This window comes from Actinacidiphila sp. bgisy160 (genome assembly GCF_965342435.1).
Lineage (GTDB): Bacteria > Actinomycetota > Actinomycetes > Streptomycetales > Streptomycetaceae > Actinacidiphila.
Genome location: NZ_CBDRCM010000005.1, coordinates 120541 through 132822, shown reverse-complemented (window position 1 = coordinate 132822; position 12282 = coordinate 120541). Strand labels below are relative to the sequence as shown.

The window sequence follows — 12282 nt, the reverse complement described above, 5'->3', positions numbered from 1 at the left end:
TCGTTCCCATGGCGCATGAAGCGAGGTCAGCACGATCGCTGTCACCGACCCGTGACGCAACAGACACCCGGGCCGAGTTGGACAGCGCGTCCTGGGCGGCGGTGCTGGCGCCCAGGCTCGCCCAGTTCGCCGCCGTGGCGCGGCACGAGCACGTCACCCGCGCGGCACGCGAGCTGGGGGTGCCGCAGTCCACGCTCAGCCGGGCCATGGTCCGGCTCGAACTCGACCTGGGGGTCACGCTCTTCGCCCGTCAGGGCCGTACGGTCTCGCTCACGCCCGCGGGCCGTGGTTTCCTCGTCTCCGTGGAGCGGGCGCTGGGCGAGGTGGAGCGCTCGGCCGAGTCCGTGCGTGCCGACGCGGACCCGCAGTCGGGACGGGTCGCCTTCGGCTTCCTCCACACGCTCGGCCCCGAGACCGTACCGGCCCTGCTGCGGGCCTTCCGCGCCGACCACCCGCGAATCCGGTTCCAGCTCGTGCAGAACTACGGCGAGGCGATGCTCGCCGGGCTGCGCGCGGGCGAGCTGGACCTCTGCCTGACCTCACCGGTGCCGGACGCGCCCGACCTGGTCGTCCGGCGCCTGGACGAGCAGCGGCTGCGGCTGGTCGTCCCCGCCGACCACCGGCTCGCCACCCGGCGCAGGGTCCGCCTGGCGGAGGCGTCCGGGGAGCTGTTCGTGAGCCTGGAGCCCGGCTACGGGTTGCGGCGCATCACCGACGCCCTGTGCGCGGAGGCGGGCTTCACCCCGCGGGTGGCCTTCGAGGGGGAGGAGGCCGAGACCCTGCGCGGCCTGGTCGCCGCCGGGCTCGGGGTGGCCCTGCTGCCGCCCCCGCTCGTCCCGCGCCCGGGCGTCGTGGAGCTGACGGTCACCGCCCCGCGCGCGGTCCGGGAGATCGGCGTGGCCTGGCTCGGCGGCCACCCCGACACGGCGCCCGTCACGGCGTTCAAGAAGTTCCTGCTGGGCAGGCGTGGGCAGCTCCTCCCCGGATGACGGCGCGTCGGCACCCGTAGTCGCACCGAGAATTCCGTGGGCCGCTCACCCGCTCACGGCACGGGGCCGGGGCCGCGGCTGCCGGACGGCCGCAGCCCCCGGCCCCGCGGCCGACGCCGGGGCGGGGCCGATGGCGCGGACACGTCGGGGTCAGCGCATCTGGGGCGACCGTCCGAAACCCGAGGCCAGGGGCATGCGCAGGCCGAGTGGGGGAGGGGCGGCCAGCGCGTCGGCGACCGGGCGGGCGAAGGACCGTCCCAGCAGGGTGCCGAGGACGAAGTCGACGGTCAGGGAGGCGACTTCGGCCCGGTGGCCGTGCAGCAGATGTCCGTCGGTGTGCACCTCGAACCGGCACACGTCCCGGTTGACCTTCTTCACCCGCTCGGCCAGCCGGTAGGAGAGCTCCGGGTGGGTGGAGTCGTCGTTCGTGCCGTGCACGATCAGGACGTGGCGGCCTATCAGCTGCTTCACCGGATCGGGCTCCGGCGCGTCCGGCAGCCACGGGGCTATGGCGACCGCGGAGTCGACGGCCTGATGGCCCGCTGCGCGCAGCGCGGCCCGGCCGCCCATGTCCATGCCGACCAGTGACACCGGTACGTCACCGTAACGGCGGACGACCTCGTCGACGGCCCACCGCGCGTCCTCGGCCGGGTGGGCGTGACCGCCGTTCCAGCCGCGGAAGCGGTAGTGCACGACGTGCACGGCCAGACCCTCACCGCGGCCCGCCGCCCGCACCAGCCGGCGGGCCAGCGGCACCATCGCCGCGGCGGCCACGGGGGAGCGCCGACGGGTGCTCAGCGCACTGCCGCCGGGCAGCAGCAGCACGGCGGCCCGGACGGCCTCGCCGTCCGCCTCCCGCCGTGCCGCCGGGTTCAGACCCGGTGTCACTCTCTTTCCCAACCGCGCACCACGCACCGGTAAAGCTTGCGAAGCCATGGCGTAACCATGGCAGACGGGAAGGTGCGCACGACCTGGCCGGGAGATCAATATTCGGCATCATCCAAAAGTTCTACGCGCGTAGGGGGTATGTTTCGGAAATGACGAGCTCAAGCACGCTCCCCTTCCCCGCGGGCGCTGCGGGGGCGACCCCCACGCCCGAGCAGATCCGCCGCGCGCCCAAGGTCCTGCTCCACGACCACCTCGACGGCGGCGTCCGCCCCGGGACCGTCGTCGACCTGGCCCGCGCGTCGGGCTACGACGGCCTGCCGGAGACCGACCCGGACAAGCTCGGCACCTGGTTCCGCGAGGCCGCCGACTCCGGCTCGCTGGAGCGTTACCTGGAGACCTTCTCGCACACGGTCGGCGTCATGCAGAGCCGCGAGGCGCTCACCCGCGTCGCCGCCGAGGCCGCCGAGGACCTCGCCGCGGACGGGGTCGTCTACGCCGAGGTGCGCTACGCCCCCGAGCTCCACGTCGAACGCGGGCTCTCCCTCGACGAGGTCGTGGAGGCCGTCAACGCGGGCTTCCGGGAGGGCGAACGGCGGGCCCGCGAGGCGGGTGGGCGGATCCGGGTGGGCGCCCTGCTCACCGCGATGCGGCACGCCGCCCGCTCGCAGGAGATCGCCGAACTCGCCATCCGCTACCGCGACCGGGGCGTCGTCGGCTTCGACATCGCGGGCGCCGAGGCGGGCTTCCCGCCCACCCGCCACCTCGACGCCTTCGAGTACCTCCAGCGGGAGAACTTCCACTTCACCATCCACGCGGGCGAGGCCTTCGGCCTGCCCTCCATCTGGCAGGCCCTGCAGTGGTGCGGCGCGGACCGGCTCGGTCACGGCGTGCGCATCATCGACGACATCGAGGTCGCGGACGACGGCACGGTCGCCCTCGGCCGGCTCGCCAACTACGTGCGCGACAAGCGCATCCCCCTGGAGATGTGCCCCACCTCCAACCTGCAGACCGGCGCGGCCGCCTCGTACGCGGAGCATCCCATCGGACTGCTGCGCCGGCTGCACTTCCGGGTCACCGTCAACACCGACAACCGGCTGATGAGCGGTACGAGCATGAGCCGCGAGTTCGCCGAACTGGTGGCCGCGTTCGGATACACCCTCGACGACATGCAGTGGTTCACCGTCAACGCGATGAAGTCCGCCTTCATCCCTTTCGATGAACGTCTCGCCATGATCAATGACGTGATCAAGCCCGGATACTCGGAGCTGAAGGCCGAGTGGCTGTTCCGTCAGACGACCGCCGCCACCGCTGTGGCCAGCGATTCCTCGCCGGAAGAGGGATGAGCCCCGGGCCGTCCCGCCGTGCGGCGGCGGGACGGCCCGGGCCCGGTGCGACGGCGCGCGGCTGCTTGCACCGCCCCGTGTTCCGTCGCTACGTTCCGATATCCCGCGAACACGATCCGTGTGTGCCGCGGCGGACGCACCATCCCCCATCACGAGGATCGCAACCATGAAGACCGGAACCGTCAAGACTCTCGGTGCCGCCGCGCTGGGCGTGGCCTTCGTCGGGGCCGCCGCGGGCGTCGCCTCCGCCGCTCCTTCGGAAGCCGGCCTGGGCCTGCCGGACGCCTCGGCCCTGCCGGCCTCCCTGCCGGTCGCGGGCGTCGCGAAGGCGGTCCCGGTCGGTGCCGTCACCAGCGGCCTGCCGAAGTCGGCCAACCTCGTCCCCGGCGTGCAGAACGCGCCCCAGGGCCTGAGCACGCTGCTCGGCGGCCTCCCGGTCGGCGGTCAGCTGCCGCTGGGCCAGCTCCCGCTGCAGGGCCTGCCGATCGGCGGCTGAGCACCGGCCGGACGTACCGCGGACGGGCCGCACCCCCTCGGGGTGCGGCCCGCCGGCCTTCCGGGGGCCCGTGGCGTCAAACGGCGGCCTTCGTGCTCACCTCGCCCGGCAGCAGCAGCCACAGCGCGAGGTAGAGCAGGAACTGCGGCCCGGGTAGCAGGCACGACAGCAGGAAGATCACGCGCATCGTGGCGGCGGAGGTGCCGAACCGGTCTGCGAGCCCGGCGCAGACTCCGGCGATCATCCGGCCGTGACGGGGGCGGACCAGTGCGGACATGGGGGTGCTCCTTCGGGAGTCCAGGCCGGTCTCTCCGGCCGATACATCACCGTACGAGCGCATACCGCCGCGATTCATCGCTCTACGGTGCGATCCCGACCCTGTGAATCCTCGGGGTCCGCCCCTGAGCACCGGTCAGCCGGTCCTCCTGGCGGAGGCTGCGCCGGTGCGCCCACGCGCGGGCCGCGGGCACCACGGCGAGGTGGGCCAGCGCGACACCCGCCGTGTTGAGCAGCAGGGCGTCCACGTCGAAGATCTGGCCCGGCACCCCGGTCTGCACGAATTCCAGGGTCAGCGAGATCATCAGTCCCGCGAAGACCGTCCGCGCGAACGAGCCCGGCGCCGAGACCCGCACCCGGCCGCCGGCCATCGGCAGCAGCACGCCCAGCGGGGCCAGCAGCGCCAGCCCCGCGCCGATCCGGCGGGCCGCCTCCGCGGGTCCCATGGTGAGGTCGTGGCGGATGGTGGCGAACGGACGGAGATTGGGGGCGTCCACCCAGGGCACGTACTGCGGACGCAGCATCAGCCACCCCAGCAGAGCCAGATGGACCGCGGCGAGTGTCAGGCCCACCGCGCGCACTTTCGGGAGAGAGCCGTCGCGCCGCACGCCTGGAAGGACGTCTGTCACTTCACGGCGGTTCCAGCGGTCTCCGCCGCCTCCGGGTCGGTGCGCAGGTCGCCGGTGCAGGTGAAGCGGCGCACCGGGGTGTCGTCGGAGCCGCCCAGGAGCACACCGCCGTCGCCGGAGCCCGCGGCCGTGCCGGCGTAGGTGCACACCAGTTGGGCGAGCGCGAACGGCGGGAGGTCGCCCAGCGGGGCGCTGAGCCGGAGCGATCCGCGCGGGTCGCCGCGCCGCGGCCCCTCCACCGCCAGGTCGCCCTGCACGGCCGTGGTGAAGCCGGCCGACGACTCGCCGCCGCGCGGCTTGCGCTGCAGCTCGCGCAGGAGCAGCACCGCCACGCCCAGCTGGTCCGGGCCCTCGGTCCGCACCGAGCGGTTCACGCCGGCCACCTGGGCGCTGCACACCAGGTACACCCGGGCGGTCAGTCCCCGTGGCGAGGCGGAGGCCGTGGCCGTGGCCGTGGCGGTCGCCTCCTCGTCGGGCACCGCGCAGGAGACGCGGGAGGGCGCCGGCCCGGCGTCCACCGGCACCGAGGTGGTGCGGATACCGCAGCCGGCCAGCAGCACCAGGCCGGCCAGGGCGAGGAGCGGGGCGCGCCGGCGGTGGGCGGCGCCCGGGGACGGGAGCCCCGGGGCCTTCGGGGCGGCGTCCCGGGACGGCTGCGTCACTTGCCTTCGTTCCCTTCCTCGGTCTCCGCCGCCTGGCCGGCCCCGGTGCGCATCGGCAGCCGCAGCGTGAACACCGCACCGCCACCGGGGCTGTTGGCCGCGGCGATCTCTCCGCCGTGGATGTGTGCGTTCTCCAGCGCGATGGACAGGCCCAGGCCGCTCCCCTCGGAACGGGCCCGGGAGGCGTCCGCCTTGAAGAACCGGTCGAAGACGTGCGGCAGCACGTCCTCGGGGATGCCGGGGCCGTTGTCGGCGACCTCGACGACGAGTTCGTCCCCGTCCTGCCGCACCTTGACCCGGACCGGCGAGCCGCCGTGCTTGAGGGCGTTGCCGATCAGGTTGGCGAGGATCACGTCGATGCGGCGCGGATCGAGCAGGGCGATGATGCCGCGCGGCGCGTCCAGCTCCACCGCGTCCAGCCAGGCGCGGGCGTCGATGCAGGCGGTGACCAGGTCGGAGACGTCGACGTCGTCCAGGACCAGGCGCGCGGTGCCCGCGTCGAAGCGGGTGACCTCCATCAGGTTCTCCACCAGCTCGCCCAGCCGCTTGGTCTCGCTCACCACCAGCCGCACCGCCGGGGCGATCATCGGGTCGAGGGAGTCCGCCTCGTCCTCCAGCACCTCGGTCACGGCGGTGATCGCGGTCAGCGGGGTGCGTAGCTCGTGCGACATGTCGGCGACGAAGCGCCGGCTGGCCGCCTCGCGCTGGCTGAGCTCGTCGACCCGCCGCTCCAGCCGCTCCGCGGTGCGGTTGAACGTCCGCGACAGCTCCGCGAGTTCGTCGGTGCCGGTGACCCGCAGCCGGGTGTCGAGCTTGCCCTCGCCGAGCCTCCTGGCGGCGTCGCCGAGGCGGGCCACGGGCCGCAGCACGGTCGAGGCCGCGGCCTGGGCGAGCAGTGCCGCACCGATCAGGGCGAGGGCGGTGGCGATGCCGAGCGACCAGGCCAGCGAGTTGAGGTCCTTCCGCTCGGCCTCCAGCGACTTGAACATGTAGCCGGTCGGGCCGCCGCCGATCACCTTGGCCCCGCCCACCAGGTACGGCTGGCCGTCGCGGGTGACCCGCTGCCAGTACAGGTGGTACTCGGCGGAGTCGCCCGTCTTGGGGTTGCGCTTGCTGACGGCCTTGCGCAGCGTCGAGGGGACGGCGTCCAGTGAGAAGCCGTCGCTCTGCGACTTGGTCGCGCAGCGCTCGCCGTCCGGCCCGGTGCCGATCAGCAGCACCTGGTAGTTCTGGGTGCTGGCGCCGATGCTGCGCGCGGCGTCGGCCAGCTTGTCGCAGGACGGGTGCCGCGGCAGCGAGCCCGCGTTGCGGGTCATCGAGGCGCGGAAGTCGTTGAGAGCGGCGTTCTGGGCACGGGTGAGCACGGCGTCGCGGTTGAGCCAGTACGCGATGCCCGAGGCGGAGACGGCGGCCGCCAGCGCCACGGCGGCGAAGACGGCGACCAGACGCAGCCGCAGGCTGGTGAGCCGCAGCAGCCGTGACCTCCAGCCGCTCAGCCGCCGGTCGGTTTCGTCGTCACCGGCCGTGTCCTCGTGATGCGGTCGACTCACGCCGGCGCGTCCAGCCGGTACCCGACACCCCGTACGGTGCGGATCAGGGTCGGCGAGGAGGGCACGTCCTCGATCTTGGCGCGCAGCCGCTGCACACAGGCGTCCACCAGACGCGAGTCACCGAGGTAGTCGTGTTCCCACACCAGGCGCAGCAACTGCTGCCGGGACAGCGCCTGCCCCGGGCGGCGGCTCAGCTCCAGCAGCAGCCGCAGCTCGGTCGGAGTGAGCTGCAGGTCCTCGCCGTTCTTCGTGACGGTCATCGCCGAGCGGTCGATGACGATGCTGCCGAAGGCGGCCGAGTCGGTGCTGTCCCGCTCGCCCCGCCGCAGCACGGCGCGGATGCGGGCGTCCAGCACGCGCGGCTGGATGGGCTTGACGACGTAGTCGTCCGCGCCGGACTCCAGACCCACCACGACGTCGATGTCGTCGCTGCGCGCGGTCAGCAGGATGATCGGCAGCTGGTCGGTCCGCCGGATGCGCCGGCACACCTCGAAACCGTCGATGCCCGGGAGCATCACGTCCAGCACGATCAGGTCCGGTCGCTGCTCGCGCAGCAGCTTCAGCCCGTCCTCGCCCGTTGCCGCGGCCACCACACGGTGGCCCTGGCGCGACAGGGCGAGTTCGAGGCTCGCTCGGATGGCGTCGTCGTCCTCGATCAGCAACAGGAAAGGCACGCCCGCATTCTCTCCCAAGACGGCCCGTGGAAGGTACCGCCGTGGTCTGTGACGGGGCTGTGACACTCGGCGGACAGCGCCATGAAACTGGCGCGGCACGCTATTGGTCATCGACGGGGACGCCGAACGGGCGGCCCCCGCCGGACGGGTACGAAGACCAGGCCGGCTCCACCCACGGGGGGCGCGAAATGAACGCACTGCACAGCACGACGACCACCGCAGTCCTTCAGCCGCGCCTGCACACCGCGGGCCGGGGCGCAGAGAAGTCCGGTGCCACGGGCGGGCGGGGGTGCGCTCGTGGCACCGGGCGTCAGGTGGTTCGCAACCGGCCGCCGTACATCACGGCGATCGAGGGCGGTCACGGGGGAGACGGGGGGCACGGGGGTGTCGCCTACGGGGAGGCCACGGGGGCCCGGGGGATCCCGGGGGAGCGGTGCTTCACGGCGGACGCGGACTTCACCGCGTACGTCCAGGAGCGCCGGGCCTCTCTGTACGCGACCGCCTACCACCTGACGGGCGACCGCTTCGAGGCGGAGGACCTGCTGCAGAGCGCGCTGTTCTCCACCTACCGGGCCTGGGACCGGATCAGCGACAAGGCCGCGGTCGGCGGTTACCTGCGCCGGACCATGACCAATCTGCACATCAGCGCCTGGCGGCGCCGCAAGCTCAACGAGTACCCGACCGAGGAGCTGCCGGAGACGGCGGGCGAGACGGACGCGATGCGCGGCACCGAGCTGCGGGCGGTGCTGTGGCAGGCGCTGGCCAAGCTCCCGGAGCCGCAGCGCACGATGCTGGTGCTCCGCTACTACGAGGGCCGCACCGACCCGGAGATCGCCGAGATCCTCGGCATCAGCGTCGGCACGGTGAAGAGCAGCATCTGGCGCTCCCTGCGCCGGCTGCGCGAGGACGCGACGCTCAGCACGGGCGTCGACGAGGAGGCGGCGTTCGGCGAGCTGGTGGCCTGACGCCGGGGGGAACGGGGAAACGGGGGGGAATCGGGGGAACCGGGGGGAATCGGGGGAAGCAAGAGGGAGCGGTCGCGCCCAGCGGGGGGTCTGTGCGCACCGCTCCCTCACGCATGCCTTACGGACCCGCGCGCCGTTTCGTTCAAACGCGAACGGCAACCGTCGGAAAAGATGCGCGACCGATCCGTTCCAGTGCCTCGTCCCGGTCGCACACATGCGCCCCGAGCGCCGCGTGCCGGGCGATGATGTCCCGTTCGGCGCGCATCAGGTTCCACCCGCGGCGCAGCAGGAAGGGCAGCGACTTCCGGCTCTCGCGCAGGTCCCGGGCGAAGCGGCGGCGGGCGGTGGTGACCGCGCCGCGGCTCAGGCACAGCGCGTCGGCGAGCAGACCGAGTTCGGCGCAGCGCGCGACGATGTCGGCGGCGAAGATGCCCTCCGCGATGAAGAGCGGCGCCCCGTCGAGGCCGACCTCCGCCCGTCCGGTGATGGAGCTGGAGGAGATCTCGTACACCGGGACGGCGGTCCGGCCCGTGGCGCACAGCTCCGCCACGGCCGCGACGGCCGCGTCGGCGTTCCAGGACAGCGGGGAGTCCCAGTCGGCGCCGATGCCGCTCGGCAGCATCGGGAGGGACGGATCGTCACCCTCCTTGTAGAAGTCGTCCAGTCGCAGGACCGGCAGGCCGGTGCGGGCGGCGAGGGAGGACTTGCCGGACCCGGAGGGGCCGGTCAGCAGGATCACGCGGGCGGCGGGAGGGCGAGAGCTCACGGGACACCAGTGTGACGCATTCCGCCTTTGGAGTGACCCGCCGGGACATGCTTTGGATGCGTGATGTTCGACCAACTACGGTGAGTTATGTCATTGTCGCGTACGGGGACGGCCGCCGGGTCGTCCCGGGACCGGTCCGTGAGCGAGCGGGCCGGCGACCAGGCAGGTGGATCCTCATGCCGCAGTTCTCCCGCACCCTCCTCCGCGCCACCGTCCTCGCGGTGTCGTCCGTCGCGGCCGTCGCCTCGGCGGGGGCGGCGCACGCGGACGCCCAGAGCGAAGGAACGGCCACGGCCGCCGAGGCCGGCCGGGCGGCGACGTCGGCCCTGATCGGCACGGTGAACCACCTGCCGGTGAACCCGCTCGCGCGGACCAGCGTCAACCCCCTGGACAACTCCGTGGGTTCGCAGGTCGCCGACTTCAAGCCGGTCTCCACCGCGGACGTCACCAAGCCGGTCGCCGACAGCCGCACGGTCGCGGACCTGCCGTTGATCGGCGACGCCGTCAGGACCCTGCAGGGCGGCTGACGGCGGCGGGCCCTCGCGGGGACACAACGATGGCGAGGGCCCGCCGCCGGGTCGTGCGGGCGCTCCCGGTCCCCCGGCGACGGGACGGGCCGCCGGGGGAGCGGGTCAGTAGGCGGAGCCCGAGGCCGCGCCGGCACCCGCGGGGTGCCAGACGGTCTTGGTCTCCAGGAAGGCCGTCATGCGGTCCGTGCCGGGCTCGGCCGCCCAGTCCACGGCCTGCGGACGGAGCACACGCTTGAGGTTGTCCGCGGCGGCGACCTCCAGCTCCCTCGCCAGTCCGGCGTCGTCCACCGTCCCCGCCAGGTCCAGCGCGTTGACGTCCATGTGCGCGGCGAGCGTCGGCGCGACCTCGGCTGTGCGGCCGGACAGGATGTTGACGACGCCGCCCGGCAGGTCGGAGGTGGCCAGTACCTCGCCCAGTGACAGCGCGGGCAGCGGGGCCCGCTCGCTGGTCACCACGACCGCGGTGTTGCCGGTGGCGATCACCGGGGCGATCACCGAGACCAGGCCCAGGAAGGACGACTCCTGCGGCGCGAGGACCGCGACGACACCGGTCGGCTCCGGGCTCGACAGGTTGAAGTACGGTCCCGCCACCGGGTTGGCGCCGCCCACGACCTGGGCGATCTTGTCGGTCCAGCCCGCGTACCAGACCCAGCGGTCGATCGCGGCGTCCACCACGGCCGCCGCCTTGGACTTCGACAGCCCCTCGGCCTCGCCGACCTCGCGGACGAACTGCTCCCGGCGGCCCTCCAGCATCTCCGCGACGCGGTAGAGGACCTGCCCCCGGTTGTACGCCGTCGCGCCCGACCAGCCGGCGAAGGCCTTGCGGGCGGCGGACACCGCGTCACGGGCGTCCTTGCGGGAGGACTGCGGGGCGTTGGCGAGCCACTTGCCCTTGGCGTCGGTCACCTCGTACACCCGCCCGCTCTCGCTGCGGGGGAACTTGCCCCCGACGAACAGCTTGTAGGTCTTGAAGACGGACAGCCGCACTGCCCCGGCCTTCTCGGACTTATCGGACATCGAGGTAGGCCTCCAGACCGTGGCGGCCGCCCTCGCGGCCGAAGCCCGACTCCTTGTAGCCGCCGAAGGGCGAGGTCGGGTCGAACTTGTTGAACGTGTTGGCCCACACCACGCCCGCGCGGAGCTGGTTCGCGACCGAGAGGATGCGCGAGCCCTTCTCCGTCCAGATCCCGGCGGACAGGCCGTACGGGGTGTTGTTGGCCTTCTCCACGGCCTCGGCCGGGGTACGGAAGGTCAGCACCGACAGGACCGGGCCGAAGATCTCCTCGCGGGCGATGCGGTGCGCCTGGGTGACCCCGGTGAACAGCGTCGGTGCGAACCAGTAGCCCGCCGAGGGCAGTTCGCAGGCCGGAGACCAGCGCTCGGCGCCCTCGGCCTCGCCGGCCTCGGCGAGCGCGGTGATCCGGGCCAGCTGCTCGGCGGAGTTGATGGCGCCGATGTCGGTGTTCTTGTCCAGGGGGTCGCCGACGCGCAGCGTCGACAGCCGGCGCTTGAGCGCGTCGAGCACCTCGTCCGCGACGGACTCCTGGAGCAGCAGCCGGGAGCCGGCGCAGCAGACCTGGCCCTGGTTGAAGAAGATCCCGTTGACGATGCCCTCGACGGCCTGATCGACGGGTGCGTCGTCGAAGACGATGTTGGCGCCCTTGCCGCCCAGCTCCAGGGTGACCTTCTTCTTCGTACCGGCGACGGTGCGGGCGATCTGCTTGCCGACGGCGGTGGAGCCGGTGAAGGCGACCTTGTCGACGCCCTCGTGCGCGACCAGCGCGGCGCCGGCGTCCCCGTAGCCGGGGAGGATGTTGACGACGCCCTTGGGCAGGCCCGCCTGGCGGCAGATGTCGGCGAAGAACAGCGCGGACAGCGGGGTGGTCTCGGCCGGCTTGAGGACGACGGTGTTGCCGGTGGCCAGCGCCGGGGCGATCTTCCACGCCAGCATCAGCAGCGGGAAGTTCCACGGGATGACCTGGCCGGCCACGCCCAGCGGGCGGGGGGCCGGGCCGAAGCCGGCGTGCGCGAGCTTGTCGGCCCAGCCGGCGTAGTAGAAGAAGTACGCGGCGACCAGCGGGAGGTCGGCGTCGCGGGTCTCCTTGATCGGCTTGCCGTTGTCCAGCGACTCCAGGACGGCCAGCTCGCGCGAGCGCTCCTGGATGATCCGGGCGATGCGGAACAGGTACTTGGCGCGCTCGGAGCCGGGCAGCGCCGACCATGACTCGAAGGCCTTGCGAGCGGCCCTGACGGCCCGGTCCACGTCCGCCTCGCCCGCCTGGGCGACCTCGGAGAGGACCTCCTCGGTGGACGGGCTCACGGTCTTGAAGACCCGGCCGTCGGCGGCGTCGGTGAACTCGCCGTCGATGAACAGGCCGTAGGAGGGGGCGATGTCGACGACGGAGCGGGACTCCGGCGCCGGCGCGTACGCGAAGGCCGAGCCCGGTGCCGGCTGGCCGGCCGCCCGGTCCTGCGGGGACTGCTGGTTCTTCTTGGTCTGTGTCATCGGAGTCC

At 73.0% G+C, this 12282-nt stretch carries 14 protein-coding genes; 5 read left to right on the top strand and 9 right to left on the bottom strand.

What is annotated here, in order from left to right; all coding sequences use genetic code 11:
- Positions 1-8: 8 nt before the first annotated feature.
- Positions 9-989 carry a LysR family transcriptional regulator gene (locus tag ACRWNP_RS07300; protein ID WP_431960168.1) on the top strand — a complete coding sequence of 327 codons (981 nt, stop codon included), beginning with the start codon at positions 9-11 and terminating at the stop codon, positions 987-989.
- A 150-nt stretch (positions 990-1139) separates the two neighbouring features.
- On the opposite strand, the gene ACRWNP_RS07295 is transcribed toward ACRWNP_RS07300, so the two are convergent.
- Positions 1140-1925 carry an alpha/beta hydrolase gene (locus ACRWNP_RS07295; protein WP_431960167.1) on the bottom strand — a complete coding sequence of 262 codons (786 nt, stop codon included), beginning with the start codon at positions 1923-1925 and terminating at the stop codon, positions 1140-1142.
- Between the two features lie 101 nt (positions 1926-2026).
- Between ACRWNP_RS07295 and ACRWNP_RS07290 the strand changes: the two genes are divergently transcribed.
- Both ACRWNP_RS07290 and ACRWNP_RS07285 read left to right on the top strand, forming a co-directional pair.
- Positions 2027-3220: an adenosine deaminase gene (locus tag ACRWNP_RS07290; protein ID WP_431960166.1), complete on the top strand. Its 1194-nt coding sequence runs from the start codon at positions 2027-2029 to the stop codon at positions 3218-3220.
- A 166-nt stretch (positions 3221-3386) separates the two neighbouring features.
- Positions 3387-3716: a hypothetical protein gene (locus tag ACRWNP_RS07285; protein WP_431960165.1), complete on the top strand. Its 330-nt coding sequence runs from the start codon at positions 3387-3389 to the stop codon at positions 3714-3716.
- A gap of 76 nt (positions 3717-3792) precedes the next feature.
- Here the strand turns inward: ACRWNP_RS07285 and ACRWNP_RS07280 are convergent, their stop codons facing one another.
- From ACRWNP_RS07280 to ACRWNP_RS07260, 5 genes are all read right to left on the bottom strand, one after another.
- Positions 3793-3993: a PspC domain-containing protein gene (locus ACRWNP_RS07280; protein WP_431960164.1), complete on the bottom strand. Its 201-nt coding sequence runs from the start codon at positions 3991-3993 to the stop codon at positions 3793-3795.
- Positions 3994-4075: 82 nt separating this feature from the next.
- Complete coding sequence (locus ACRWNP_RS07275; protein ID WP_431960163.1) at positions 4076-4564, bottom strand: VanZ family protein; 489 nt, start codon at positions 4562-4564, stop codon at positions 4076-4078.
- A 53-nt stretch (positions 4565-4617) separates the two neighbouring features.
- Positions 4618-5283: a hypothetical protein gene (locus ACRWNP_RS07270; RefSeq protein ID WP_431960162.1), complete on the bottom strand. Its 666-nt coding sequence runs from the start codon at positions 5281-5283 to the stop codon at positions 4618-4620.
- Positions 5280-6833 carry an ATP-binding protein gene (locus tag ACRWNP_RS07265; protein ID WP_431960161.1) on the bottom strand — a complete coding sequence of 518 codons (1554 nt, stop codon included), beginning with the start codon at positions 6831-6833 and terminating at the stop codon, positions 5280-5282. Before ACRWNP_RS07265 ends, ACRWNP_RS07270 begins: the two co-directional genes overlap by 4 nt.
- Positions 6830-7507, bottom strand: coding sequence for a response regulator (locus ACRWNP_RS07260; protein ID WP_431960160.1), 678 nt, complete (start codon positions 7505-7507; stop codon positions 6830-6832). The genes ACRWNP_RS07265 and ACRWNP_RS07260 overlap by 4 nt, the downstream gene beginning before the upstream one ends.
- 188 nt (positions 7508-7695) lie before the next feature.
- Between ACRWNP_RS07260 and ACRWNP_RS07255 the strand changes: the two genes are divergently transcribed.
- Positions 7696-8472: a SigE family RNA polymerase sigma factor gene (locus ACRWNP_RS07255; protein ID WP_431960159.1), complete on the top strand. Its 777-nt coding sequence runs from the start codon at positions 7696-7698 to the stop codon at positions 8470-8472.
- A 142-nt stretch (positions 8473-8614) separates the two neighbouring features.
- Here the strand turns inward: ACRWNP_RS07255 and ACRWNP_RS07250 are convergent, their stop codons facing one another.
- A complete protein-coding gene (locus ACRWNP_RS07250) occupies positions 8615-9238 on the bottom strand; it encodes an ATP-binding protein (protein WP_431960158.1) in 624 nt (207 codons plus the stop codon).
- Positions 9239-9414: 176 nt separating this feature from the next.
- Here ACRWNP_RS07250 and ACRWNP_RS07245 point away from each other — a divergent pair, with 176 nt between their 5' ends.
- Positions 9415-9765 carry a hypothetical protein gene (locus ACRWNP_RS07245; protein ID WP_431960157.1) on the top strand — a complete coding sequence of 117 codons (351 nt, stop codon included), beginning with the start codon at positions 9415-9417 and terminating at the stop codon, positions 9763-9765.
- Between the two features lie 105 nt (positions 9766-9870).
- On the opposite strand, the gene ACRWNP_RS07240 is transcribed toward ACRWNP_RS07245, so the two are convergent.
- Both ACRWNP_RS07240 and ACRWNP_RS07235 read right to left on the bottom strand, forming a co-directional pair.
- Positions 9871-10785: an aldehyde dehydrogenase family protein gene (locus ACRWNP_RS07240; protein ID WP_431960155.1), complete on the bottom strand. Its 915-nt coding sequence runs from the start codon at positions 10783-10785 to the stop codon at positions 9871-9873.
- Positions 10775-12274: an aldehyde dehydrogenase family protein gene (locus ACRWNP_RS07235; RefSeq protein ID WP_431960154.1), complete on the bottom strand. Its 1500-nt coding sequence runs from the start codon at positions 12272-12274 to the stop codon at positions 10775-10777. The genes ACRWNP_RS07240 and ACRWNP_RS07235 overlap by 11 nt, the downstream gene beginning before the upstream one ends.
- Positions 12275-12282: the final 8 nt, after the last annotated feature.

Excerpts from the sequence above, each read along its gene's own strand:
- ACRWNP_RS07240 (WP_431960155.1), bottom strand. The coding sequence starts at position 10,785 with ATGTCCGATAAGTCCGAGAAGGCCGGGGCAGTGCGGCTGTCCGTCTTC.
- ACRWNP_RS07255 (WP_431960159.1), top strand. The coding sequence starts at position 7,696 with ATGAACGCACTGCACAGCACGACGACCACCGCAGTCCTTCAGCCGCGC.
- ACRWNP_RS07300 (WP_431960168.1), top strand. The coding sequence starts at position 9 with ATGGCGCATGAAGCGAGGTCAGCACGATCGCTGTCACCGACCCGTGAC.
- ACRWNP_RS07290 (WP_431960166.1), top strand. The coding sequence starts at position 2,027 with ATGACGAGCTCAAGCACGCTCCCCTTCCCCGCGGGCGCTGCGGGGGCG.
- ACRWNP_RS07245 (WP_431960157.1), top strand. The coding sequence starts at position 9,415 with ATGCCGCAGTTCTCCCGCACCCTCCTCCGCGCCACCGTCCTCGCGGTG.
- ACRWNP_RS07295 (WP_431960167.1), bottom strand. The coding sequence starts at position 1,925 with ATGGCTTCGCAAGCTTTACCGGTGCGTGGTGCGCGGTTGGGAAAGAGA.
- ACRWNP_RS07285 (WP_431960165.1), top strand. The coding sequence starts at position 3,387 with ATGAAGACCGGAACCGTCAAGACTCTCGGTGCCGCCGCGCTGGGCGTG.
- ACRWNP_RS07235 (WP_431960154.1), bottom strand. The coding sequence starts at position 12,274 with ATGACACAGACCAAGAAGAACCAGCAGTCCCCGCAGGACCGGGCGGCC.
- ACRWNP_RS07280 (WP_431960164.1), bottom strand. The coding sequence starts at position 3,993 with ATGTCCGCACTGGTCCGCCCCCGTCACGGCCGGATGATCGCCGGAGTC.